At 58.5% G+C, this 22,986-nt stretch carries 24 protein-coding genes and 1 pseudogene; 18 read left to right on the top strand and 7 right to left on the bottom strand.

Annotation, left to right across the window (positions count from 1 at the left end):
* Window position 1 precedes the first annotated feature (1 nt).
* Window positions 2-469 carry a rhodanese-like domain-containing protein gene (locus ACGYK9_RS17830; RefSeq protein WP_043847215.1) on the bottom strand — a complete coding sequence of 156 codons (468 nt, stop codon included), beginning with the start codon at window positions 467-469 and terminating at the stop codon, window positions 2-4.
* A gap of 39 nt (window positions 470-508) precedes the next feature.
* Window positions 509-1,054, bottom strand: a complete 546-nt coding sequence (locus ACGYK9_RS17825; protein ID WP_043847211.1) for a calcium-binding protein — start codon at window positions 1,052-1,054, stop codon at window positions 509-511.
* A 196-nt stretch (window positions 1,055-1,250) separates the two neighbouring features.
* Between ACGYK9_RS17825 and ACGYK9_RS17820 the strand changes: the two genes are divergently transcribed.
* The 4 genes from ACGYK9_RS17820 to ccmI are packed head-to-tail and all read left to right on the top strand — an operon-like array spanning window position 1,251 to window position 5,441.
* A complete protein-coding gene (locus tag ACGYK9_RS17820; protein ID WP_043847210.1) occupies window positions 1,251-3,251 on the top strand; it encodes a heme lyase CcmF/NrfE family subunit in 2,001 nt (666 codons plus the stop codon).
* Between the two features lie 2 nt (window positions 3,252-3,253).
* Window positions 3,254-3,820 (top strand): DsbE family thiol:disulfide interchange protein, encoded by a 567-nt coding sequence (locus ACGYK9_RS17815; RefSeq protein WP_009824474.1) that lies wholly within the window; start codon window positions 3,254-3,256, stop codon window positions 3,818-3,820.
* Window positions 3,817-4,287 (top strand): cytochrome c-type biogenesis protein, encoded by a 471-nt coding sequence (locus ACGYK9_RS17810; RefSeq protein ID WP_009824475.1) that lies wholly within the window; start codon window positions 3,817-3,819, stop codon window positions 4,285-4,287. The genes ACGYK9_RS17815 and ACGYK9_RS17810 overlap by 4 nt, the downstream gene beginning before the upstream one ends.
* 44 nt (window positions 4,288-4,331) lie before the next feature.
* Window positions 4,332-5,441, top strand: coding sequence for a c-type cytochrome biogenesis protein CcmI (ccmI, locus tag ACGYK9_RS17805; RefSeq protein ID WP_245897675.1), 1,110 nt, complete (start codon window positions 4,332-4,334; stop codon window positions 5,439-5,441).
* A 280-nt stretch (window positions 5,442-5,721) separates the two neighbouring features.
* Here ccmI and ACGYK9_RS17800 read toward each other — a convergent pair whose 3' ends face one another.
* The 3 genes from ACGYK9_RS17800 to ACGYK9_RS17790 form a co-directional block, all read right to left on the bottom strand.
* Window positions 5,722-6,033, bottom strand: a complete 312-nt coding sequence (locus ACGYK9_RS17800; RefSeq protein WP_037953520.1) for a DUF2933 domain-containing protein — start codon at window positions 6,031-6,033, stop codon at window positions 5,722-5,724.
* 119 nt (window positions 6,034-6,152) lie between these two features.
* Complete coding sequence (locus ACGYK9_RS17795; RefSeq protein ID WP_050672448.1) at window positions 6,153-6,695, bottom strand: hypothetical protein; 543 nt, start codon at window positions 6,693-6,695, stop codon at window positions 6,153-6,155.
* Between the two features lie 97 nt (window positions 6,696-6,792).
* Window positions 6,793-7,239 carry a DUF411 domain-containing protein gene (locus ACGYK9_RS17790; RefSeq protein WP_043847208.1) on the bottom strand — a complete coding sequence of 149 codons (447 nt, stop codon included), beginning with the start codon at window positions 7,237-7,239 and terminating at the stop codon, window positions 6,793-6,795.
* Between the two features lie 125 nt (window positions 7,240-7,364).
* Here ACGYK9_RS17790 and ACGYK9_RS17785 point away from each other — a divergent pair, with 125 nt between their 5' ends.
* From ACGYK9_RS17785 to ACGYK9_RS17740, 10 genes are all read left to right on the top strand, one after another.
* Entirely contained in the window at window positions 7,365-8,084 is a 720-nt protein-coding gene (locus ACGYK9_RS17785) for a response regulator (protein ID WP_050672447.1), read from the top strand.
* On the top strand, window positions 8,081-9,523 hold the full coding sequence (locus ACGYK9_RS17780) for an ATP-binding protein (protein ID WP_050672446.1): 1,443 nt from the start codon (window positions 8,081-8,083) through the stop codon (window positions 9,521-9,523). The genes ACGYK9_RS17785 and ACGYK9_RS17780 overlap by 4 nt, the downstream gene beginning before the upstream one ends.
* A 17-nt stretch (window positions 9,524-9,540) precedes the next feature.
* Window positions 9,541-10,134, top strand: a complete 594-nt coding sequence (locus tag ACGYK9_RS17775; protein ID WP_005619183.1) for a L,D-transpeptidase — start codon at window positions 9,541-9,543, stop codon at window positions 10,132-10,134.
* Between the two features lie 128 nt (window positions 10,135-10,262).
* Entirely contained in the window at window positions 10,263-10,835 is a 573-nt protein-coding gene (locus tag ACGYK9_RS17770; protein WP_043847205.1) for a L,D-transpeptidase, read from the top strand.
* On the top strand, window positions 10,835-11,293 hold the full coding sequence (locus tag ACGYK9_RS17765; RefSeq protein ID WP_005619178.1) for a cytochrome c: 459 nt from the start codon (window positions 10,835-10,837) through the stop codon (window positions 11,291-11,293). Before ACGYK9_RS17770 ends, ACGYK9_RS17765 begins: the two co-directional genes overlap by 1 nt.
* Window positions 11,294-11,298: 5 nt before the next feature.
* Window positions 11,299-11,898: a cytochrome c gene (locus ACGYK9_RS17760; protein WP_009824484.1), complete on the top strand. Its 600-nt coding sequence runs from the start codon at window positions 11,299-11,301 to the stop codon at window positions 11,896-11,898.
* A 4-nt stretch (window positions 11,899-11,902) separates the two neighbouring features.
* A complete protein-coding gene (locus ACGYK9_RS17755) occupies window positions 11,903-12,793 on the top strand; it encodes a cytochrome c (RefSeq protein WP_009824485.1) in 891 nt (296 codons plus the stop codon).
* A gap of 16 nt (window positions 12,794-12,809) precedes the next feature.
* Window positions 12,810-14,198, top strand: a complete 1,389-nt coding sequence (locus ACGYK9_RS17750) for a multicopper oxidase family protein (protein ID WP_050686572.1) — start codon at window positions 12,810-12,812, stop codon at window positions 14,196-14,198.
* On the top strand, window positions 14,195-14,689 hold the full coding sequence (locus ACGYK9_RS17745) for a cytochrome c (RefSeq protein ID WP_005619169.1): 495 nt from the start codon (window positions 14,195-14,197) through the stop codon (window positions 14,687-14,689). The genes ACGYK9_RS17750 and ACGYK9_RS17745 overlap by 4 nt, the downstream gene beginning before the upstream one ends.
* Window positions 14,689-15,408 (top strand): DsbA family protein, encoded by a 720-nt coding sequence (locus tag ACGYK9_RS17740; protein WP_043847202.1) that lies wholly within the window; start codon window positions 14,689-14,691, stop codon window positions 15,406-15,408. Before ACGYK9_RS17745 ends, ACGYK9_RS17740 begins: the two co-directional genes overlap by 1 nt.
* A gap of 8 nt (window positions 15,409-15,416) precedes the next feature.
* Here ACGYK9_RS17740 and ACGYK9_RS17735 read toward each other — a convergent pair whose 3' ends face one another.
* Window positions 15,417-15,611, bottom strand: a complete 195-nt coding sequence (locus ACGYK9_RS17735) for a heavy-metal-associated domain-containing protein (RefSeq protein ID WP_043847225.1) — start codon at window positions 15,609-15,611, stop codon at window positions 15,417-15,419.
* Window positions 15,612-15,757: 146 nt separating this feature from the next.
* Here ACGYK9_RS17735 and ACGYK9_RS17730 point away from each other — a divergent pair, with 146 nt between their 5' ends.
* From ACGYK9_RS17730 to ACGYK9_RS17715, 4 genes and pseudogenes are all read left to right on the top strand, one after another.
* Window positions 15,758-18,268, top strand: a complete 2,511-nt coding sequence (locus ACGYK9_RS17730; protein ID WP_043847201.1) for a heavy metal translocating P-type ATPase — start codon at window positions 15,758-15,760, stop codon at window positions 18,266-18,268.
* Window positions 18,269-18,277: 9 nt separating this feature from the next.
* On the top strand, window positions 18,278-18,667 hold the full coding sequence (gene cueR, locus ACGYK9_RS17725; RefSeq protein WP_005619161.1) for a Cu(I)-responsive transcriptional regulator: 390 nt from the start codon (window positions 18,278-18,280) through the stop codon (window positions 18,665-18,667).
* A 119-nt stretch (window positions 18,668-18,786) separates the two neighbouring features.
* On the top strand, window positions 18,787-19,737 hold the full coding sequence (locus ACGYK9_RS17720) for a DUF305 domain-containing protein (protein ID WP_050686576.1): 951 nt from the start codon (window positions 18,787-18,789) through the stop codon (window positions 19,735-19,737).
* 68 nt (window positions 19,738-19,805) lie between these two features.
* A pseudogene (locus ACGYK9_RS17715) lies at window positions 19,806-20,526 on the top strand (MauE/DoxX family redox-associated membrane protein).
* Between the two features lie 2 nt (window positions 20,527-20,528).
* On the opposite strand, the gene ACGYK9_RS17710 reads toward ACGYK9_RS17715, so the two are convergent.
* Window positions 20,529-22,619 (bottom strand): protein-disulfide reductase DsbD family protein, encoded by a 2,091-nt coding sequence (locus ACGYK9_RS17710; RefSeq protein ID WP_394422649.1) that lies wholly within the window; start codon window positions 22,617-22,619, stop codon window positions 20,529-20,531.
* Window positions 22,620-22,986 lie beyond the last annotated feature (367 nt).

The following is a 22,986-nucleotide window of genomic DNA, read 5'->3' as shown; positions in this document are numbered from 1 at the left end:
TTCAACTCAATTCCTCTGGCAGCGCCGCCAGAGCCATATCGACACTGACGACCGGATAACCGCCCGCGATCCAGCCCGGTCCGGCGGCAGAACCGAGCATGCCTTCGGATACGTCAAGAAAGCCGCTGTAGCCAGCCTGCCGAAGACTTCGCATGACGCGGCCAGACCGCCCGCCTGTCGCACAGATGAGCGCGACAGGCCGCCCTTCGGCCCGTTCCCGGGCGGCAAAAAGCCGCTCGGCGAAACGGTCCTCATGCAGGCTGATGGGCCAGGTACCGTCGGCAACGCCGGTGTCGGTCCATTCCGGTCGCGACCGAACGTCGATCATCCGGATCAGGTCCTGTTGCAGCGCATCTGCTGCCATGTCCGCCGACCAGACCTCGGCGGTCTGGGCGACAGCCGAGAAAGGTGCAACGGAACTGGCCAACATCGCAAGGCTTGCGCCGCGGCGCGTCAGAAAGAAGGCCATAATTTGCCCCCATCAAGCTGAGTGCCGCAGGCTTGACCCTTATTCGCTGTCATGATGACCTTCCATGTCCGTTCCGGTGGAAGTACCGTTCATTTTGCTCATCCGTGTACCGGCATCTTCCATCTCGTCCTGAGAGATCTGGCCGTTACCGTCCGCATCGAGATGCTGAAAGCGATCTACCATGCGCGCGCGCATTGCGTCCATATGCAAGGCTTCGAACTCGTCAAGTGTCAACGCTCCATCGGAATTCGCATCGAACTCCCGCATTTTTTCGGACATCTGCGCGGCCATTTCATGAGGCTGTCCACCGGACATCATTGTCGACATCATGTCCCGATCCATCATTCCCATCATGTTGCCCTGGCCACCCATCATAGCGGCATGCATCTTCATCATTTTTCGCATCATCGGCATCATGTCCCCGCCCATCATGCCCATCTGATTGTCGCCATCGCCCATCGCCATGCCGGACATATTCCCGCTGTCAGGCTTGCTGTCGGCAGCCCCGTCGGATTCCGCAAATGCTGTTTGCGCCATGCCAACCGCGATCACCACGCCAAGCGCAATAATTTCTTGTTTTTTCATTTCTCATTCCTTTCAGACTTACCCTAGATACATTGGCGTTATAGCGCTTTGATTAAAGGCCAAGCGCGGGCCGTTTTGTAATCATTTGTCACAGCATCCTGTTACAAACGGTGACAAAGCAACCACTCACAGTTCGCCGGACGATTTGCTAGACAGACGTCGATCCAGTGAATTCATTGAAGAGGCTGATGATCCTTTGACACCTGAAATCGGTCATTTCGCGCTGGCACTGGCCTTGGCCATGGCGCTTGTTCAAAGTGTGCTGCCCATCCTCGGTGCGGGGCGCGGAAACATCCTGTGGATGCAGTCTGCCAGATGGTCCTCGTTCGGTCAGGTTTTCTTTGTCGGCATCGCGTTTCTGGCGCTGATGCAAGCCTTCGTCACAAGCGACTTCACGGTCAAGAACGTGGTGGAGAATTCCAATTCACTCAAACCGATGCTGTTCAAGGTGGCAGGCACCTGGGGCAGTCACGAAGGATCCCTGTTGCTGTGGACCCTTATCCTGACGGTGTTTGGTGCGGCGGTCGCCCTCTTCGGATCGAACATTCCTCTGTCGCTGAAGGCAAGAACGCTGTCGGTGCAGGCCTGGATCAGTGTCGGTTTCCTGACTTTCATGCTGCTGACGTCCAATCCCTTCGACCGCGTTTTCCCTCCGGCAGACGACGGTCAGGACCTCAACCCATTATTGCAGGATGTCGGTCTCGCCATGCACCCGCCGCTTCTCTACTTCGGGTATGTCGGGTTCTCGATTGTCTTTTCGTTCGCGGTTGCCGCCCTGATCGAAGGGCGGGTGGACGCGGCCTGGGCACGGTGGGTACGTCCGTGGACACTGGCTGCCTGGATGAGCCTGACCGCAGGCATCGCGCTGGGATCCTGGTGGGCCTATTATGAGCTTGGCTGGGGCGGCTGGTGGTTCTGGGATCCCGTTGAGAACGTCAGTTTCATGCCATGGCTGATGGGCACGGCACTGCTGCATTCCGCAATCGTGACGGAGAAACGGGATGCGTTCAAAAGCTGGACAATCCTTCTGGCGATCCTGACTTTTTCCCTATCGCTCTTGGGCACGTTCATTGTCCGATCGGGCCTGCTGACCTCTGTGCATGCATTCGCGGTCGACCCGGAAAGGGGACTTTATATCCTTGGATTGCTGGCCGTTTCGATCGGCGGTTCCCTTGCTCTGTTTGCCTGGCGCGCGCCGACAATGGAGCCCGGCGGCCTGTTTAAGCCGATCAGCCGGGAAGCGGGGCTATTGGTGAACAACCTGCTGCTGGCCACGGCCACCGGCATTGTGCTGTTCGGCACCTTGTACCCGCTCTTCTACGAAGCCGCGACGGGCGGTGAAAAACTGTCGGTGGGGCCGCCCTTCTTCAATGCGTCCTTTATTCCCGTGATGCTGCCGCTCGTCTTTGCGATGGGGCTGGGGCCTTACCTGTCCTGGAAACGTGCCGATCTGGCGGGCGTTCTGCAGCGGTTGCGTTTCGTGGTCGTTCTGGCCGTGCTCGCGACATTGGTGACCTGGTATCTCGCCGAGGGCGGTCCGGTGTTGGGGTATCTGTCGCTGATGCTTGCATTCTGGCTGTTTTTCTCAACCCTGCGGGAATGGGCGATGCGCATAAAGCTGTTTGAGGCACCGTTCCCGGAATCGGTGCGCCGTGCACGCAACCTGCCCAGATCCTCTCATGGGATGACACTGGCTCATGCGGGGCTCGCGATGGCGATGTTCGGATTTATCGGCTCGACGGTCTGGAAATCCGAGGAAATCATCTTTGTCCGGCCCGGTACAGAGGTCAGCATTGGTGGGTTCGATGTCACCTTTGAGGGGGCCGAACGTGTGCGTGGGCCAAATTACTTCGCGGATCGTGGCACGCTTCGTGTGGCCCGGGAGGGGAACTATGTCACCGATCTCTTCCCGGAGCGGCGTACCTATCCGGTCGCGCAAACCACCACCACAGAGAGCGCCATCAGATCGACAATGGCCGGTGATCTCTATGCGTCCATCGCAAATCCGGCCGCCGAGGACGAGAGCACGCAAGGGGCTTGGACCCTGCGCATCCTGTATGAACCTCTGGTCAACTTTATCTGGATCGGATCGGCGATGCTTGTGCTTGGTGGGGGTCTTTCGCTGTCTGACCGGCGGTTGCGCGTCGGGGCACCCCGTCGCAAGGCGACAGCGCCCGCAGCACTTCCTGCGGAGTAGGCATGGGACGTATACTGGCATTCATTCCGCTGGCAATCGCGGCCATTTTCGGGGGGTTTTTTCTGTGGGGCTTGAACCCGGACCGGGACCCGAACAACATTCCTTCGGTTCTGATCTCGCAGCCGGCACCCGAATTCGATCTGGCCGCTGTCGACGGGTTGGAGACGCCAGGGCTTTCCCGCGCCGATCTGGTCGGGAACCCGCGACCGGTCATCGTGAACGTGTTTGCCTCGTGGTGCGTGCCCTGCCGGGCCGAACACGGGGTTCTGACCCAGATGGTCGAAAAGGACGGGCTGACGTTGTTCGGGATCAATTACAAGGACAAGCCGGAGGATGCGACTAAATGGCTTGCTGAGCTTGGCAATCCCTACGAAAGGATCGGGTCTGATCTGAGCGGCAGAGTGGGGATTGAATGGGGCCTTTCGGGCGTACCTGAAACATTCATTGTCGGCTCTGACGGGACGGTGTTGTTCAGATATGTCGGCCCCGTCGTGGGCGAAACGGCGATTTCCACATTCAGGGAAGCATTGATCCAGGCTGGCGCGTTAGCAAGGGGCCAGAACGGATGAGGTATATCGCATTTGCTTTCCTCCTGCTGCTTCCGGTGACGGCCTTGGCGGTCGAGCCAGACGAGATGTTGCAGGATCCTGTACTGGAGCAACGCGCCCGTGAAATATCACGGGAACTGCGCTGCGTTGTCTGCCAGAATCAGGACATCGACAGCTCCAACGCCGGGGTTGCGCGGGACCTGCGCATACTGGTGCGCGAAAGGCTTGTTGCCGGTGACAGCGACAAGGAGGTCATCGCGTACATCCACGCCCGGTATGGCGATTATGTCCTGATGCGCCCGCCCCTGAATCGCGCCACTCTCGCGCTCTGGATGGCGCCCTTCGTGTTTGCGCTTGTTTCGCTGCTTGTCGGCTGGACCGTCATTTCGAGAAGCCGGCGCAGGGCTGCCGCAACGGGATTTTCCGATGACGAAAAAGCGGAAATTGCGCGTTTCATTGAAGAGAACGCTTCAAAGGACGGTTCATGATCTGGTTGGTTTTCGCCCTGTTATCCGTTGTAGGTCTGCTTTTCATGGGCCTGCCGCTGCGCCATCGGTCGTCGCGGACACCCGTCCCGGCTGACGCCACGGATGCGGTCCTCATGGATCAGTTGGATGAGGTTCGGCGGGATCTTGAGCGCGGTGTCATTTCCGACACCGAGGCCACGGCGGCGGAGCAGGAGATCAAGAGACGGATCCTCGTGCAGTCGCGCCGGTCCGTTCTGTCAGATGGGAAACCGGCGGCAGGGGGCCGCTTGATGGTCGTTCTGAGCGCAGTGTTCGTGCCGGTCTTCGCTTTTGGATATTACTCCGCAATGGGCTCGCCAGAGATCCCAGGTGTCGCCTTTGCCGAACGTGCCACTGAACGGCAGGAAGCGGCGGAAATCGCCGAATTGACAGATCGTCTGTACGTCCGGCTCAGTTCAGACCCCGAAGGCGGGCCTTCGGAAGGCTGGATGCTGCTGGGGCAAACCTATTCGAAAATGGGCCGGTATGCGGATGCAGCCGATGCATATAGAGTTGTCGCACAACGACCGGAGGCCGATTCCGCCGTCTTCTCCATGTTGGCCGAGGTTCTGATCTACGCAGAGCAAGGTGTGGTGACACCTGAAGCGGACACCGCGATTGATCGGGCGTACGAACTGGATCCTTCCAATCCCGGTGCTGCCTTTTTCAAGGCAGTCTCGCTCGAGCAGAAGGGCGATGAGGCTCGGGCTCACGAAACGCTGGTGGCCCGGCTGGACGATGCGGATAGGTTTTTCCCGTGGATGGAAAGCTTTGTTGGCGAAGCCAACCGGATTGGCGCGAAGATCGGCAAGGCTCCGATCTCGCTGGCCGACTATGCCCCGAAGACCAGTGCGTCCGGCCCGACACAGGAAGACATCGAAAACGCGCAGGACATGAGTGTGGAGGAACGACAGGATTTCATCCGCTCGATGGTCGAACGGCTGGCCACGCGGCTGGAAGATGAGCCTGACGATCTTGATGGATGGATGCGGCTTGGCAATGCCTATTCGGTTCTGGGTGATACCGCGCCGGCAATCGCGGCGTTTGAACACGCTGAAATCCTGTTGTCGGAGGTGCCGGGAGATGACCCGCGCCGTCAAGCCGTGCAAAGCGCGTTGGAACGGTTGCGCCCGTAGTGGCGTGGGCGACCGTCGCTGTGCAGGTGAATGTGAGGCAGGATCAAGGTTTGGCGCTTAATCGAAAGCCCATCCGGTCCGGCCGTCGTCACAGACTATTTCGTGGGTAGTACCTTCAGACTGACCGACCAAGCGACATCCTACGGGAAGCATGACGTCGTGTGCCGCATCCCGTGTCACGGAAGGGGGCTCAAGTGGGCAAAGCTTGCCCGAGGCCGACTGGGCACAACCGCCGAGGGCCAGAATACCTGCAATCGGAATTCCGATTGTCTGCCGCGTTCTAGCGGGCGCGTACCAGTTCTCGTTCGGGAGCTTGGCCATCTTCAAATTCTGCATCCACAGTCGCCTCGTTCGCCTGTTCAACTCTTGACCCGTGACACGACTTTCCCATCATCCTGTGCATGACGACATGCGCACCAAGACAAAGTGCGAGCGGCGCAAAAAGGCCGACGTTGCCCCACAGACCCGCGATCGTGCCGCCTGCAATAAAGAATGCGGCGACTGGAAACAACATAACGGCACAACAGGCCATCATACCATACTGCATCAGTTTCGATGAACCGGTGGATTTTTGACTTTGATTGTCAGACATGTAGCTCTCCAGAATATGCTCGTGTTCTTCTGCGACATTCCAGTGAGGCAAGGTCAAGGGTACATTCGGATACAATTTGATCAGATGACAGCCTGCGGGTCGTTGACCAAGTTGGCCCGTCAGGTTGCCAGATCCAACGCATAGGACAGGAATGTGACGAGGGGGATCGGGGTCAGGCTGAACAGCAAGGCCATGCTCATTGTCCTGAACATGGTAGGCTTCGATGCCTCGCCAGAAGGTTCTGTCAGAACCACCAGAAGCGCGATGAAGGTGCCGGGCGCCAGGGCATAGAGATATACGCCCGAGATGTTCCCAAACATGAACGACCGCTCGAGCGTTGGTCCGACCACGCTCAAAGCTGTTGCACGGCTGCCGTTGAACGAGCCGAACAGATCGGCCGACATCACATAGACGGCAATGTGAACCCCAATGAATGCGACACTCCGCAGCAGGCCATCTAAAACCAGGTAAACAATCGGCCGATGCTGGTACTGCTTCAGCGCGACCGATGCGGAAACGAACCCCAAGTAATTCACGAGGAAAACGACCACAAACCCATTGGTAAAGACCTGCCGGAGGAAGCGCGAGAGCGCGGTCCCATTCGTCAGCAGCAGCGTCGCAAAACCAGGCGTTGCGAGGATGTAGACAAGCAGGAACGGCAATATGCTTGCCAAGCTCAGAACGGATACGTTCCAACAAAATCTGCCGAATGGTAAGGTCGGCGAAAAACTTTGTCGGAACGTATCGCGGGCAAACACGTCAGCCGTGGGTTGCGAAGACTTGCGTCGACCCATCCATCAGTACAAGCAGCACATCATAGGGATCACCTTGGGGGCCCATGCCGGGCGAACCCATGGGCATTCCCGGTGCTGTCAGTCCGCGCGCGACAGGTTTTTCGCTCAGCAACCGCCCGATGTCAGCCGCAGGCACGTGACCCTCGACGAAATATCCGCCCACGGACGTAGTGTGACATCCTGCCAGTTCCGGCGCGATGCCGTGTTTCTGCTTCAGAACCTGAAGCGTGTCGTAATCCACGTCCTCGACCGATGCCTTGAAACCGGCAGCGATCATCTCATTTACCCAAGCGCCGCAGCAGCCGCAGGTCGGTGTCTTTGTCACCTGCAACGTGGGTGCGGCGGTTTGCGACAAAGCAGGCCCGGCCAAGGCCAGGCTGAGTGCCGTAAGGCCAAATTCACGTCGGTTCACTTAAAACTCCTCGATGTTCTTCCTTAAATAGTTGCTCGGTATCCCGAAGTCGACTGCCCGCGCTGTTACATTTGGCTACAAACACGGGATGGGCGTCCCTTGGTGAAAATGACTATGTTGGCGGCATGAGCGATCTGCCACGCATCCTTGTCGTCGATGACCATTCAGAGATTCGGAAATCCGTCACCAGTTATCTGGAACGCAACGGCATGCGTGCTTCAGCGGCGGAAAATGCAGTTGAGATGGACGCAAGGCTGGCGGAAGCGCATTTCGATCTGATTGTCCTCGATGTGATGATGCCGGGGGAAGACGGGCTGTCCGCGTGCAGGCGATTGCGCAAGGAAGGGCATATTCCGATCCTGATGCTGACCGCATTGGGTGACGACGAAGACCGCATCGCGGGTCTGGATGGCGGGGCAGACGATTATCTCGCCAAGCCGTTTAATCCCAAGGAACTGGTGGCGCGGATCAACGCGATATTGCGTCGGACGCAGCTGATCCCAAAACCGAATGGTTTTGCGGGGAAAACGTTGAAGTTTGCACACCTAAAGCTGGATTTCGATGGCCGCACACTGATTGACCAAGGCGGTTCGCGTACGCAACTTACATCCGGTGAACTCAAACTCCTGACCCTGTTCCTGCAAAGGCCAAGGACGGTCATTGGCCGCGACGAGCTGCTCAAATTGAGCACCGGCCGGGTCGCCGGTCCATTGGACCGAACCATCGACAATCAGGTGAGCCGGTTGCGCCGGAAGATGGAAGAGGACGTTTTGCGCCCGAAGATCATCGCGACTGTCCGGCATGGGGGGTATAGTCTTTCCTGCGATGTCGAGATTTGCGAATGAAGCTGCTTCCGCGGACGTTGCGTGCACAGATTGCCCTTCTGGTCCTCGGTGTCTTGATCCTCGCGCAAGCTCTGAGTCTTTGGTTTTTCGTTGATGAACGCTCGTTAGCCATTCAGGCCGCCATCGGTGCCGAAGCCGCCGGAAGGGCCGCAAATGTCGCACAGTTGATTGAAGGCGCACCCCCGGAATTGCATGCCCAGATCGTCCGCGCGGCAACGTCTCCGCTCGTACGGTTCGACCTTACAGACGAGCCGTCGGTTGCACACGGACAACACGATGACGGTGGAGCGGTCGAAGCGCGGATACGGGCACTGCTTCAGGAAAGCTACAGCCGGGATATCCGGGTTGAGGTTCATGAAATCGAGGGAGGTCTGCTGCCCCTTCCGAACCTGTCACCGGAAATGGCGCAAATGCACGCCGAAATGATGCAGGGCAGCCTTGCGGCCATCGAGATGGAGCTGTCCATTGCGCTGTCCGGTGGGAATTGGCTCAACATCGAGACGCGGTTCGAACGGCCGCCTCTGCAAAGGTCGCTGGCGTCCAACATATCCTTTGCACTGACTGCGGGACTTCTGCTGGTTGCAAGTTTCTGGTTTCTCCTGTCCCGATTGACCGGACCACTCAACGATCTCGCGACTGCGTCCGAACGTCTGGGTCGCGGCGCCGCCAAGGGCGATCTGCCGGTCGTAGGGCCGAAGGAAGTTCGGGATCTGACCCGATCATTCAACATCATGCAGGATCGCCTGACGCGATTTGTCAGTGACCGGACCCAGATGCTTGCAGCGCTTGCGCATGATCTGCGCTCGCCTTTGACGGCGCTTAGGGTGCGGGCCGAAATGGTGGACGACGAAGACACGCGCACGTCCTTGGTGGCGTCAAGTGAAGAGATGCAACGGATGGTCGATGCGACCCTCGATTTCGCGAAGGGCGTCGGACAGCATGAAGAGGTCCAATCGGTTGATTTGCACGATCTGATCACTGGTATGGGCTTGGACAAGGTTCAGGTGACCAGCCAAGGTCCACTCATCGTATCCGTGAAACCAAGCGCGATGGGGCGCGCGTTGAGAAACCTGATTGAGAACGCGATCCGCTACGGGAGTGAGGCCAGGGTTTCGTGGCAACGCATGGGCAGTGAGGTAGTGGTCGCCATCGACGATCAGGGGCCCGGTATTCCCGACAATCAGCTGGAGGCTGTTTTCGGACCCTATGTCAGGCTCGAGACGTCGCGATCACAGGATACCGGCGGTCATGGCCTGGGGCTGTCGATTGCGCGCAGCATCATCCTTGAGCACGGTGGTTCTATCGAACTGAAAAACCGCACTGATGGGGGTCTGCGCGCTGAAATCACGCTGCCCGTCAAACAAAGCGCCGAGTCAGCCCCGAAAGAGGAAGGCTCGCCACATATGGCGCGGGTTGTTCGTCACCTCAAACCCGACTAGTTTAGTGAGGCAAGTATATGAAACGAAGATATTTCCTGACTTCTGTTGCAGCTCTTTCGGTGAGTGGAAAAACAGCATTCGCGCATAGTGACGCAGAGCACGACCGGCGCGTCGGGCCATCTGTGGTGCCCCCGGAGCAGTTGCCGCGCCAGGTTCCGTTCACCGAGGCAGACAAACCGGGAGAAATACATGTCGATCCGAACCAGTTCGCTTTATTTTGGACTTTGCCGAACAATCGGGCAATCAGGTATACCGTCGGAATTGGCCGGGAGGGGCTCTATGAATCCGGCGAGTTCTATGTCGCGCGCAAGCAAAAGTGGCCGCGGTGGACGCCCACACCCGCCATGATAGCCAGAGATCCTGACCGATATCTTCGTTTTGCGGGCGGTGTGCCCGGTGGGCTGAACAATCCACTCGGTGCCCGCGCCTTGTATCTTTACCAGCCAGGGCGTGGGGACACCTACCTGAGAATTCACGGCACAACGGATCCGAAGACGATTGGTCGACGTGTCTCAAACGGCTGTGCAAGGCTTACCAATAATCAGATCATCGAACTCTATGAGAAGGTCCCGCTCGACACGCGTGTTGTCCTGAAACCCATCGAGGTTTGAGGCAGCAGCGCGAAGACGTGTCCGTTGGCCGGGATACATATCGTTACATAATATCAGGCCCCGGACTGTTCATGAAATGCGACCAGGCGGGTAGTCTAGTGGATAGGCAGACAACAACATGAGGCCATATGATGACCCGCAAGCAAACACGTGTAACGCGTCGAGCATTCACGGCAGGTGCCGCATCGGCAGCTTTCGCGGCCCCGTCCATCCTGCGTGCGCAGGTGGATCAAACCAGTGTCCGAAGGAATATCTCATCGTTTCGTACACACGCTTGGCAAGACCACTTTGACGCTTTGGACAAGGGTATCATCATCGCAGACACCGTTACCCGCGTGATGCAACACTGGACGGCCGATGGCGAAATGCGCATTTATCCGACATCGGTTCCCTTGTCTGACGAGCTGACAAAGCGCGGCTACACGACAGTCACGTTCAAGGACCCCGAACCTGACTGGACCCCTACACCCTCCATGCGCGAACGTGACCCGTCTTTGCCAGCCTATATGCCGCCCGGGCCGGATAACCCGTTGGGCGTCCGTGCCCTGCACCTGAGTTGGACGTACTACAGGATTCACGGCACCCATGATACGCGCAAGATCGGAAGACGCTCTTCAAGCGGGTGTATCGGTCTCTACAACGAGCAAATCATCGAGGTGTTCGAAAGGACACCGGTCGGCACGCAGGTACGATTAATCTGATGTCGAAGTCCGGCATCCTGATTGCGGCGTTTTTTGTCGTCGGTGGCGCGGTTGTGATCTGGCAGCAATTGCAGCCATCGTCTTCGATGCCCGGCCACACAATGACAACGCCTGATCTTTCGCAGACGGAAGAGGGCGCGCCGATTGCAGACGTGGTTGTGCCTGCTGAATTCTCAGCAAATGCCCAATTGGGAAAGCGTGTTTTCGATGGCGCTTGCGCCGCTTGTCACGGTGCGAATGCTGCCGGACAGAATGGCGTGGCACCGCCGCTTGTCCACAAGATCTATGAACCGAGCCATCACGGTGACGCCGCTTTTTTGCTTGCCGCGAAACAAGGTGTCAGAGCGCACCATTGGAAGTTTGGCAATATGCCGCCAGTTGAAGGCGTCACGCCCGGCGATGTGAAGATGGTTGTTGCATATGTGCGGGAACTTCAGCGCGCCAACGGGATCAATTGACAGGAATGACCAACTTGAACATGAAGATATGGATTACTGCCATTGCGATCGGGACGACCGGCGTTGCTGCCTTGGCGCATTCCGGAGCAACCGGCGTGGTGCTGGAGCGGATGCAGGGCATGTCCGCGATGGCCAAAACACTCAAGACGCTATCACCCATGATGCGGGGTCAGGTACCTTATGACGCCGATGTCGTCCGCAGGGAAGCTGGCGCGATGATCGGCCATGCCGGTGAGCAAATGACGCGACTGTTTCCTGAAGGCTCGGGTGGCGGAGTGTCCAAGGCGTTGCCGTCGGTCTGGGAAAACAGCGAAGAGTTCGCGGCCCTTGCGCAAGAGTTGAGAACAGCCGCCGAAGGATTGAAGTTGAGCGCAGGCAATGGGTTGGCCGCAGCACAGGGCAACGGTAGCGAATCAATGATGGGCGGCGCCACTGACGGGATGATGGGTGGCGGGTCCGCGCCTGCAATGGGAGGGGGCATGATGGGATCGGACCTTCCCATGACGACCGAGATGTTTGCGGACATGCCGACCGACCGTGCGTTCGCGATGGTCGCCCAGACCTGTTCGGCCTGCCACCAGAAGTTCCGCAAAGAGGACAAGTGATCAGATGCGGTGGTGGCGTTGGATCATCGGTGCGGGGGTCGTCGGCGGCATCGGCGTTGTCGCGGCAACGATAGCCTGGCCGATCGGTGCGCCAGTCTCGGACCTGACCCTGCAAGGCGATGCCCAGCGGGGGTCGTATCTGGCGCGCGCCAGTGGATGCATTGCGTGCCACACCAACTTTGAAGCTGGCGGGGCGCCATTGGCAGGAGGAGCGCCACTCCGGACCGATTTCGGGACATTCTATCCGCCAAATCTGACCACCGATGTCGAATTCGGGATTGGCGGCTGGACAGTAGAAGAGTTTGCAAAAGCGGTAAGGCAGGGAATTTCCCCGGACGGAGACCCCTATTATCCCACCTTCACCTACCCGTTTTATGCAAATTACACGGATCAGGACATTGCCGATCTGTGGGCCGCGTTCCAGACCGTGCCAGCCGTGAATGTGCCGACCCCGTCCCATGAGGTGCCTTTTCCGTTCGATCAGCGATGGGGGATGAAACTTTGGCGGGCGGCTTTTCTGACAAAGCCTGACACCGCACCAGAGGCGGACCGAAGCGATGCTTGGAACAGGGGCAAGCTGCTGGTCAACGGGGCGGCACATTGTGCTGCCTGCCACACAACGCGGAACTTTGCAGGCGCACGCATAGTATCGAAGAGGTTTTCCGGCAACGACGCCTTGCCGGGAGGTGGCAAAGCACCTTCGATCCGGACGCGCGATCTTGTGTCCGAAGGCTGGACAACAGACGATATGGCTTATGCATTGCGATCTGGCATAACGCCGTCTGGCGACGTATTTGGTGGATCAATGGCCGAAGTCGTGCGCTATGGCACGGGCTTTCTGAGCGACGCAGACCTGAATGCGATGGCCACCTACCTGCTGGACAACAAATCATAATCTTGGGAACCCACGAATGATCACGCTCAATCGCCGCCAATTTCTGGCAACATCTGCTGCGTTCAGTGGTCTGTCGGCCAGCACTGGATTTGCGGGCACGCCATTCGCGACCCTGACAGCCCAGCAAAGCGACGTGCAGCTGCTGCCCGGCAACTATGGCAAGACATCGCTTTGGTGCTTTGACGGCGGCTCACCCGGTCCGGAGATTCGCGTGGCGCAGGGGGGGCGTGTCCAGCGCAGATTGGTCAACCGGTTTTCTCAGGGAACGTCGACGCATTGGCACGGCATCCGCATCGACAATGCGATGGATGGCGTTTCCGGCCTGACACAGGATGTGGTCCAGCCGGAGGAAACATTCGACTATGACTTTACTGTCCCGGATGCCGGGACCTATTGGTACCATGCCCATAATAGGTCGTTTGAGCAGGTGGGCAGAGGGCTTTACGGTGCACTGATCGTGGAAGAGGCCGAGCCTCTCGACATTGATCGCGAGGAAGTCCTGATCCTGGATGATTGGCTTATTGACCCCGAAACCGCGCAGATCAAAGACGACTTCGGAGCGCCTCATGATCTCAGCCACGCAGGGCGCATCGGCAACCTGCTGACGACCAATGGAACCTTCAATCTGGGCCTGAGTGCACGCAAGAACGAAAGACTGCGCTTGCGGCTGATCAATGCTGCCAATGCGCGCAATTTCCAACTGGGGCTGGAAGGCCTTGACGGTTGGGCGGTTGCTTTGGACGGCATGCCCCTGGCTGCACCCATTAAGGTGACGGAGCCGATGATCCTCGCTCCGGCTCAACGGATCGACCTGATCGTCGATGTGGTCGCGGATGTTGGTGAAACGGCTCATATTCTTCAGTTCGGCCGGGAAGAGGCCTTCAGCCAGGTTACATTCGAGGTCGTTGAGTGGGGCTCGAAAAATCGTCGAGACGCGCCTTTGGCCTTGCCGCCGAACGACCACAGGATGGTCGACTTGAGTGAAGCCACGATGCTCAGCCTGAGTATGGAAGGCGGTGCCATGGGGCGGATGAGGTCCGCTTCCCTTGGGGGCGAACTCAAGCCGATCGGCGAGATCGTCGAGGCCGGGTATTTCTGGTCGTTCAACGGCAAAGTGGACGGGATCAACGGTGATCCCCTTGCGCGGCTGGACCGCGGCCAGAATGTACGATTGAAGATCGTGAACGACACGGCGTTTCCGCACGCGATGCACCTGCATGGCATTCACTTCCACGAGGTCGCCGAAAACGGCACCCTCGGACCGCTGCGTGACACGACCCTTCTTGAACGGGGTCAGACGCGCGAGATTGCCTTTGTGGCGGACAACCCGGGCCAATGGCTGCTACATTGCCACATGCTGTCGCATGCGGCTTCGGGCATGATGACCAAGATCGTCGTTGGATGACCCCGCGATCCGTCTATCTTGCGTTGGGCGTAGTTACCGTTGCGGTGGCTACCATATTCCTGTGGACCCGGTCCGGCGGAACCGACCATACGGCGGAAAACCTCATCAACTCCTCAGCCGATGTGGCCGCGGGCGAAGTCCTCTATGCCGAAAATTGCGCCGCGTGCCATGGCGCAAATCTGGAAGGTGAAGAAAACTGGCGCAGTCCGCGTGATGACGGAAGCCTGCCCGCACCGCCGCATGATGCAAGCGGCCACACTTGGCACCACGCGGACAGCATGCTGTTCGCCTACACCAAGCTGGGGGGCGCCGAGGTTCTCGCGGCGCAAGGCGTTGACTTCAACAGCGGCATGCCCGGTTTCGGCGACCAACTGAGCGACGGGGAAATCTGGGACATCCTCGCATACATCAAGTCAACATGGCCGGAGCGTGAACGCGCCACGCAAGCCGAGCGCACGGCCCAGGATATTGCCTCACAAGGAGACGGATAATGAAAAGATTCTTGGCTACCACCGCACTGTTAATGCTTCCGATCGCTGCGATTGCAGACGGCATGGACGAAGACCGGATCAAGGAACTGGTGCTGGAAGCCATCCGCGAGAATCCGGGCATCGTGTTCGAGGCCGCGCAGTTGTTCGAACAGCAACAGCAGGCGTTGCAGGCGCAAGCCGCAGCGCAGGTTTTCGATACGGAAAAAGCCACGCTTGAAAATGATCCCAATGCGCCCGTTCTGGGCAATCCGGATGGCGATATCACGGTTGTCGAATTCTTCGACTACAACTGCCCCTATTGCCGCCGGGTTAAACCTGAAATGGAGGCCCTGCTCGCTGCTGATCCCAACGTCAGGGTCGTTTACCGGGAATGGCCCATTCTGGGGGACGGGTCGGTTTTTGCCGCCCGCGCGGCGCTGGCGTCCCGAAACCAGGGCAAATATGAAGAGTTTCATTGGGCCATGATGCAACTGAAGGAACGCGCAGAGGAAGCATCGATTCTCCGCACTGCGGAAGACATCGGCCTCGATGTTGCACAGTTGCGTCGCGACATGAACGGACCGGAAATCGAAGAACACATACAGACTTCCATGCGGCTTGCGCAATCTCTGGGGTTCAGTGGCACACCTTCATTTGTGATCGGCGACAGTCTTGCGCCGGGCCTGATCCAGGCGGACCAGATGATCGAGCTTGTCGATCAGGCACGGGCCGCCGAATAAGGACAATCCTACGCGGCTGAAGCGTCGTAGCCAGCGTCAGCGATGGCTTGCCGCACGGTCGCCTGTTCCAATGTGCTTTGGACAGTGACAAGGCGAAGGTCCAGATCGGCCGTGACAACGGCTGATGGATCCTTTGCCTTGATGCCGCTTTCTATAGCGGATGTGCAGTGTCCACAGCTCATTTTCGGGACGGAAAAAATCATGAAGGCCTCCATTTTTGGTACAACCTCAGACTTGGTCGTTCCATCGGGAGGAAGGTCAAGCAAATATCAAAAAAAATTAGATACTCTCTTGAGCTTCCAGCAACTGGAAGCCCTATATCAGGGTAAGTTCAACCGAGGAGGCCCTCATGACCGACCCCAATACGATACGTCTATCCGTTTCCGGCATGAACTGTGCGTCTTGTGTGGGCAGGGTTGAGAAGGCTTTGAACGAGGTTCCGGGCCTTTCGAACGTCAGTGTCAACCTTGTGAACGAAACGGCTCAATTTCAGATGGATAATCCGGCCACCACGGGCGTGGCGGTCACGGCCCTCTCGAACGCCGGATACCCGGCACGGACGGGGCGCGTAACATTGAACGTAGACGCCATGTCCTGCGCGTCCTGTGTCGGTCGGGTTGAAAAGGCGCTTGTACGGACACCCGGCGTATTGAATGCGGCGGTCAATCTGGCAACCGAAACGGCTGTGGTAGAGTATCTGCCAGATGCCATCACCCCGGAAAAGATTGCCCGGATCAGTACGGAGGCGGGGTACCCGGCCGAGATTGCGCAGAGCGATGCGCACGAGGACCGATCGGACCGCAAGGCAGAAGAAGCCGACGCGCTGGCGCGCCGTGTCATCCTTGCCGCGATCCTGACCGTGCCGGTGTTCGTTCTGGAAATGGGAAAACATACCATACCCGGCTTTGAGGGCCTGATTGAGAGCACAATCGGCATTCAAACGTCATGGCTGATCCAATTCGCGCTTGCCACGGTGGTTCTTTTCGGACCGGGTTGGGGGTTCTTTGCGAAGGGCATTCCGGCGTTGATCAAGCGTGCCCCGGATATGAACAGCCTTGTCGCACTGGGAACCGGGGCGGCGTGGACTTATTCCGTAGTCGCGACCTTCCTGCCTCAGGTGCTGCCTGACGGTGTGCGCGCCGTCTATTTCGAAGCAGCGGCGGTTATTGTCGTTCTGATCTTGTTGGGTCGCTGGCTTGAAGCGCGGGCCAAGGGCAAGACCGGTGCAGCCATTCAGGCCCTTCTTGGTCTGCAGGCAAAGACAGCCAGGGTCCTGCGTGACGGGCAGGCGACCGAGGTTGACATCAAGGAACTGCGGATCGGCGATCAGATCCTCGTGCGTCCCGGTGAAAGGCTGCCTGTCGATGGCGAGGTCACAGAAGGATCAAGCAACGTCGATGAAAGCATGATCACCGGTGAACCCCTCGCCGTGCCAAAGGCTGCTGGCGAACCGGTGACCGGCGGCACGGTGAACGGCACCGGGAGCCTGACCATAACGGCGACGCGAGTCGGGGCGGATACCACGCTGGCGCAGATTATCCGCATGGTCGAAGATGCTCAGGGGGCCAAGCTGCCGATCCAAGGCCTAGTGGATCGCGTGACCATGTGGTTCGTGCCTGCCGTTCTGGTTCTGGCGCTTGCGACTGTGGTTGTCTGGCTGCTGGTCGGTCCCGATCCGGCTCTGACCTTTGCGCTTGTGGCGGGTGTCTCCGTTCTGATCATTGCGTGCCCCTGCGCCATGGGGTTGGCCACGCCCACCTCGATCATGGTGGGGACAGGACGCGCGGCTGAGATGGGGGTGTTCTTCCGCAAGGGAGATGCGCTGCAACATCTGGATGAAGTTGGCGTTGTCGCATTGGACAAGACCGGGACGGTCACGCAAGGGCAACCCAGTTTGACAGACCTCATCACGGCCGACGGCTTTGACCGGGCAGAGACACTCGCCCTCATCGCATCTGTCGAGGCGCAGTCTGAGCACCCGGTGGCAGAGGCCATTGTGCAGTCCGCAAAGAGCGAAGGCCTGTCCTGGCCCGATGCGACGGAATTCCGGTCCGTGACCGGCTACGGTGTCGAGGCGCTTGTCCAGGGCCGCAAGGTTCATGTCGGTGCGGATCGCTTCATGGTGCAGCAGGGCATTGACACCAGCCCGCTGGAAGACCGCGAAAGGGCCTTGGCCGAAAAGGGACGCACCGCGCTTTATGCTGCGGTGGACGGATCCCTGGCGGCCGTGATTGCCGTGGCAGACCCGGTCAAATCCTCCAGCGCCGAAGTGATCGCAGCTCTGCATGATCGAGGGATCAAGGTCGCGATGATCACCGGAGACAAGAAGGCCACGGCAGATGCCATCGCCCGCGAGGTCGGGATCGACCATGTCATTGCAGGGGTGTTGCCGGATGGAAAAGTCGCCGCCCTGGACGAATTGCGGCAAGGGAACAGCAAGATCGCCTTTGTCGGAGACGGCATCAACGACGCGCCAGCGCTGGCCCATGCCGATGTCGGCATCGCCATCGGAACCGGCACGGATGTCGCAATCGAAAGCGCCGACGTGGTGTTGATGTCGGGCGACCTGCGCGGCGTGGTGAATGCCATCGACGTGTCGCGCAAGACCATGCGCAACATACGGCAGAACCTTATCTGGGCCTTTGGCTATAACGTCGCGCTGATCCCTGTGGCGGCGGGCGCGCTTTACCCGGCCTTTGGATTGCTCCTGTCGCCGGTGTTTGCCGCCGGGGCCATGGCGCTGTCCTCCGTGTCGGTTCTGACCAACGCGCTGCGGCTGCGACGGATCAAGGCGACGATGTCGGAACAGGATCCGCCCCACGACGCGGAGACGAAATTCGCAACGCAGCCCGCAGAATAGGAGACAGGTGTGAACATCGGAGAAGTATCAGAACGCGCGGGTTTGCCAGCGAAGACAATCCGCTACTACGAAGACATCGGCCTTGTCCGGCCTTTGCGCAGCGACAACGGCTATCGCGCCTTTCGCGACAGCGACATCCACAAGCTCGCATTTCTCGGTCGCGCCAGGACGTTCGGGTTCTCGATCGAAGACTGCCGCACGCTGCTTGATCTCTATGAAGATGAGACGCGGGAAAGTGCACAGGTCAAGGCTGTCGCTCAAGAGCATCTGGCCGCCGTTGACGAAAAAATCGCCCAGCTCAAGTCGATGCGAGAGACCCTGGCTCACCTCGTTGACGCCTGCCAGGGCGATCACCGCCCCGATTGTCCAATCCTGAAAGATCTGGCCAAAGACCCGTAACGCACGATGCCTGGGCCAGACATTTATGGGGTTTCATGCCGTTTCGATATATCGTCTTGAAACCCTCCAGCGCTGGAATGTTGTTCCTCCACAAATAGAATCCATGATGGAGAGATCAGATGTCTGAAGATGCGATCGGGAAATCTCGTGGCGGGTCCGATACCCGTTCAAGTGAAGGTGCAGCACATTCGGGAGGCCATTCAGGTTCATCCTATGGCCGGTTTCTGGCGATGGTCGGCACATCGACTGCGATCATGTTCGGCCTGATGTACATCAACTCGTACTCCTTCGAACATGTCTACTGGAGCGAAACCCGATTTTACATGACGTTCATCATGGGCGCGACGATGGCGACCGTGATGCTCCTTTTCATGTTGAACATGTACAAGAACAAGGGCGTCAACGCCGCGATCATTCTCGGGTCTGTCGTGATGTTCGCCGGCGCGCTCTGGCTCGTGAGAAGCCAGGAGACCATTCAGGACGAAAGCTGGATGAGCGCGATGATTCCGCACCACTCCATTGCGATCATGACAAGCGAACGGGCCGAGCTGACAGATCCAAGGGTCGAGGCGCTGGCTTCGGAAATTGTGACGGCGCAAAACCGCGAAATTTCCGAAATGCGTTTCCTCATAGATGACATTGAGGCAAATGGCGAAGCCGGTCCTGAATGGCCACTTGGTGAAGCGGACGGTCCGGCTGAAATGGAGGGGCTTCAAGAAGCGATTGCAACCCCGGTGATTGCCGGAATCCGTCCTGCACCGCTCAAAGCCGAAGAAATAACACGCGCACTGGGGTCCGACGGACAATGCCGTTTCATTCGCGCCGTGAACGCCGATCCCATTCTGGTCACGGACGGGGCGGGGAACGGCGTCGCCAAGATATCCGGATCGCTGGTCAACTTCACGTCGCAAGACACAGTGACGTCCGGTGGCGTCCTGTCTGCCGATGGTGGCCAATTCACGCTGGCGCCGGGTGACGCGGACGGTGAAGACGCCACCCTGCTGTTTGAATTGACGGGAGAGACGCCTCTGACTGTCGGATTTACCGGGTATTGGACCTGCAACGGTTAAAGGATTTAAAGGAACGCGTCATGACGAGAGAGGCAAAATCCACCCCGAAGACGGCGGTTTTGTACCGAATGGTGATGGAGGAGCATGTTTGTCCCTATGGGCTGAAAATCGAAGGACCTGCTTGAGCGGGAGGGGTATTCGATTGAGGACCGGCCTCTGAACACCCGCGAGGAAACGGATGCTTTCATGGAAGAACACGGTGTCGAAACGACTCCGCAGACCTTTATCGGCAATGAAAGAATTGGTGGCTATGACGCGCTGAGGGAATTTTTCGGCCAGGACGTAAAGGATGACGACGAGACGACTTATCAACCCGTCATTGCGATATTCGCGGTCGCATTCCTTATGGCGCTTGGTCTCAGTTGGGCGTTTTACGGTTCGATCCTGACGCTGCGGGCATTCGAGTGGTTCATCGCGATCTCGATGAGCTTTCTTGCTGTTCAAAAACTGCAGGACGTCGAGACGTTTTCCACGATGTTTCTGAACTACGATCTGCTTGCCCAGAAATGGGTGCGCTATGGCTATGTCTATCCCTTCGGCGAAGCACTTGCCGGTATTCTCATGGTCGCCGGTGCCTTGGTCTGGATCAGCGCGCCTGTTGCACTGTTCATCGGTACGGTCGGAGCGGCTTCAGTTTTCAAGGCCGTCTACATCGATAAGCGCGAGATCAAGTGCGCCTGCGTGGGCGGCGGTTCAAACGTGCCGCTGGGTTTCGTGTCCCTGACCGAAAACCTGATGATGATATTCATGGGCGTCTGGATGTCGGCGCGTGCGATGGGCCTCTTTTAGGCCTAACCATCCGTTTTCAAAGCGGTCACAGGGTCGCCAAGTGCAGCCCTGCTCAGCGCGTCGAGAACGGCTTCGGACGTCAGAACCTCGGACAGGATGATCCCGTCTGGCGCGTTTGGCCCGTAGACGATGTTGAACGGGATGCCAAACCTGTTGTGGCTTTCCAGATACCGGGAAATGTCAGTGCTGGACCTAGTCCAGTCTGCCCGCATCGCAACGACATTATCACCCCGCAGTTGGTCGACCACGGGCGCACGGTCCAGCACCAGCGTCTTGTTGGCCTTGCACGTCAGGCACCAGTCTGCGGTCACGTCGACAAAGACGGTTTTTCCCTGCGACACCAGTTTCGGTATCTCGGAGCGATCGAACGCGACCCAGTCCTGGCCCACCGCTCTCGTCTGCGGCGGGATTGTCAGCGCCGTCGGCACCAGAAGGCTGAGAACAGCAACCACCACCAGCGCTGTCGGGCGCGTCAATCTGCCCGGCAAACGTATTGTTGCGAGAAGAATGAAAAGGCTCGTCATAAGCAGCACGGTCATGGCCACCCGGCCACCCGCCACCCCTATCAGTACCCAGAGCAGCCAGATCGCGGTCCCGGCCAGAAGACCGGCAAGCACCCATTTGACGACAACCATCCAACGTCCCGGCCTGGGCAACAACCGGACCAGACCAGGCTTCCCCGCCAGAACCAGATAGGGCAGGGAGAGCCCAAGCCCCAGAGCCGTGAAAACGAGAATGACATCAATCGGGCGCCCGGACAGGGCAAAGGCAACCGCTGTCCCCAAAAACGGGGCCGAGCAGGGCGTGGCCAGCACCGCCGCGAAGGCGCCTGTTGCAAAATCTCCGCCATACCCGTCGCGACCGCTTGATCTGGCCAGCCGTGACTGCAACCCGGAGGGCAATGAAACTTCGAACACCCCGAACAGATTGGCAGAGAACACGGCAAGCACCAGAAACATGACGGTCAGGAAAACAGGGCTTTGGAATTGCAGGCCCCACCCAACGGTGACGCCGACGGATTGCAGAACCAGAATGATTGCGGCGAGGGCCCACATGAACACCAGAACGCCAAGCGCCGACATCAGGAACCCATTCCGGACCTCGTGCGCTGGCTTGTTTCCATGATTGAGAACCGATGTCAGCTTGATGGACAGGACAGGCAGAACACAGGGCATGACATTCAGGATCAGACCGCCAAGAAAGGCAAAGGCCGCAATCGCCAGGATTTGCGTCAGATCCGGCAGGTTCGCCATAACCTCGAATGGTGCACCCGGGATGCGGTCTGACCAAGCGGGCTGCGCTGTCACCGCGCGTGATCCATCGGTCAAAGTCAGTTGCAGGTGCGGCGGATCCTCCCCTTGCGCGAGAAGAGGCAGCTTGGCCCAAAGGGCTGTTCCCGCATCATCGGTTCGGATGTCCGGTTTGCCAAAGGTGAATTCCGGCCCCAGTTCCGGAAAGATATCCGGCTTCACAAAGGCATTCGCACTGCGCGCCGTCACATAAAGCGCATCATCCGCGATCACCGCCGTTTCGACAATGATGTCGCTCTCTTCGGGACCAAGCGGCACCCGCTGGGCATACTCCGAAATCAGGCCCGCCGCCTTCGCGTCAATCCCGGTGCCCGCCGGAATTGTCAGTGCGAGATCGAAATCATGCGGCACACAGACAGTCGAGCACGCCAGCAATGAAACACGCGCCTGCAATGTTGCGGACTGGCCCGCAGTTTCGAGAACTGCCTGAATGGGCAGGACGACACGGGTCTTGTAGCCAAAATTCTCGATGCCGAATGCCGTGAAGCGCTCAGGCGCGGGCCAGAGCATCTGTGCGCTCACCAGATTTTCCGATCCATCCCATGAAATTTCAGGCGGCAGACCCACCTCGCCGGGCGAACGCCAATAGGCTTTCCAGCCCTCGGCCAGCTCGACATCCAGGCCAAGGGAAAGGGTTCTGGAGGTTTCCGCGACCCCATTTTCAACGGAGATGAGCCGGGCCGTGATTGTTGAATTCTCGTAGGTATCGCTCGATGCAGCAAAGCCCATGGAGGCCCAAAGGCAAGCCATGAGAAGGAAGAATAGGCGCAACGTGGTTCGCATCATCTTTTGGCTCGCTTCCACCCTTGTCCCGAGATCGAAATCCGAAGCACCTCTATGGCTGCATCTCCCGGTTGGTCAACTTTACAAACGGATACAATGTCGTTTGTGAAGCCATCCCGCTGCGAGAATAACGCGACGAAGTCCGCGTTCGTAGCAGGAAGGCCAATAGAAGCTTTTTTCTTCATTGAACATTTCAATCGCAACCGCGGCCTCCAACCTTCCAGCGCTGGAAATTGAAACCAAATGCGGATGACTTAGTTGAACGCTTAGCAATTGAGAGAAGGAAGAAGAGGTGTTGTCACATTAACGGTCCTGAGGTTGCTGGTTCATTGATCTGGGCGTAGGCGGTGTCGATGCAGACACAAAA

The organism is Sulfitobacter sp. 1A15258 (assembly GCF_043557045.1).
Lineage (GTDB): Bacteria > Pseudomonadota > Alphaproteobacteria > Rhodobacterales > Rhodobacteraceae > Sulfitobacter > Sulfitobacter faviae.
This window is presented reverse-complemented; position numbering and strand designations above follow the sequence as displayed.

Excerpts from the sequence above, each read along its gene's own strand:
- ACGYK9_RS17830 (WP_043847215.1), bottom strand. The coding sequence starts at position 469 with ATGGCCTTCTTTCTGACGCGCCGCGGCGCAAGCCTTGCGATGTTGGCC.
- ACGYK9_RS17825 (WP_043847211.1), bottom strand. The coding sequence starts at position 1,054 with ATGAAAAAACAAGAAATTATTGCGCTTGGCGTGGTGATCGCGGTTGGC.
- ACGYK9_RS17815 (WP_009824474.1), top strand. The coding sequence starts at position 3,254 with ATGGGACGTATACTGGCATTCATTCCGCTGGCAATCGCGGCCATTTTC.
- ACGYK9_RS17810 (WP_009824475.1), top strand. The coding sequence starts at position 3,817 with ATGAGGTATATCGCATTTGCTTTCCTCCTGCTGCTTCCGGTGACGGCC.
- ccmI (WP_245897675.1), top strand. The coding sequence starts at position 4,332 with ATGGGCCTGCCGCTGCGCCATCGGTCGTCGCGGACACCCGTCCCGGCT.
- ACGYK9_RS17800 (WP_037953520.1), bottom strand. The coding sequence starts at position 6,033 with ATGTCTGACAATCAAAGTCAAAAATCCACCGGTTCATCGAAACTGATG.
- ACGYK9_RS17785 (WP_050672447.1), top strand. The coding sequence starts at position 7,365 with ATGAGCGATCTGCCACGCATCCTTGTCGTCGATGACCATTCAGAGATT.
- ACGYK9_RS17780 (WP_050672446.1), top strand. The coding sequence starts at position 8,081 with ATGAAGCTGCTTCCGCGGACGTTGCGTGCACAGATTGCCCTTCTGGTC.
- ACGYK9_RS17775 (WP_005619183.1), top strand. The coding sequence starts at position 9,541 with ATGAAACGAAGATATTTCCTGACTTCTGTTGCAGCTCTTTCGGTGAGT.
- ACGYK9_RS17770 (WP_043847205.1), top strand. The coding sequence starts at position 10,263 with ATGATGACCCGCAAGCAAACACGTGTAACGCGTCGAGCATTCACGGCA.
- ACGYK9_RS17765 (WP_005619178.1), top strand. The coding sequence starts at position 10,835 with ATGTCGAAGTCCGGCATCCTGATTGCGGCGTTTTTTGTCGTCGGTGGC.
- ACGYK9_RS17760 (WP_009824484.1), top strand. The coding sequence starts at position 11,299 with ATGACCAACTTGAACATGAAGATATGGATTACTGCCATTGCGATCGGG.
- ACGYK9_RS17755 (WP_009824485.1), top strand. The coding sequence starts at position 11,903 with ATGCGGTGGTGGCGTTGGATCATCGGTGCGGGGGTCGTCGGCGGCATC.
- ACGYK9_RS17750 (WP_050686572.1), top strand. The coding sequence starts at position 12,810 with ATGATCACGCTCAATCGCCGCCAATTTCTGGCAACATCTGCTGCGTTC.
- ACGYK9_RS17745 (WP_005619169.1), top strand. The coding sequence starts at position 14,195 with ATGACCCCGCGATCCGTCTATCTTGCGTTGGGCGTAGTTACCGTTGCG.
- ACGYK9_RS17740 (WP_043847202.1), top strand. The coding sequence starts at position 14,689 with ATGAAAAGATTCTTGGCTACCACCGCACTGTTAATGCTTCCGATCGCT.
- ACGYK9_RS17735 (WP_043847225.1), bottom strand. The coding sequence starts at position 15,611 with ATGATTTTTTCCGTCCCGAAAATGAGCTGTGGACACTGCACATCCGCT.
- ACGYK9_RS17730 (WP_043847201.1), top strand. The coding sequence starts at position 15,758 with ATGACCGACCCCAATACGATACGTCTATCCGTTTCCGGCATGAACTGT.
- ACGYK9_RS17720 (WP_050686576.1), top strand. The coding sequence starts at position 18,787 with ATGTCTGAAGATGCGATCGGGAAATCTCGTGGCGGGTCCGATACCCGT.
- ACGYK9_RS17710 (WP_394422649.1), bottom strand. The coding sequence starts at position 22,619 with ATGCGAACCACGTTGCGCCTATTCTTCCTTCTCATGGCTTGCCTTTGG.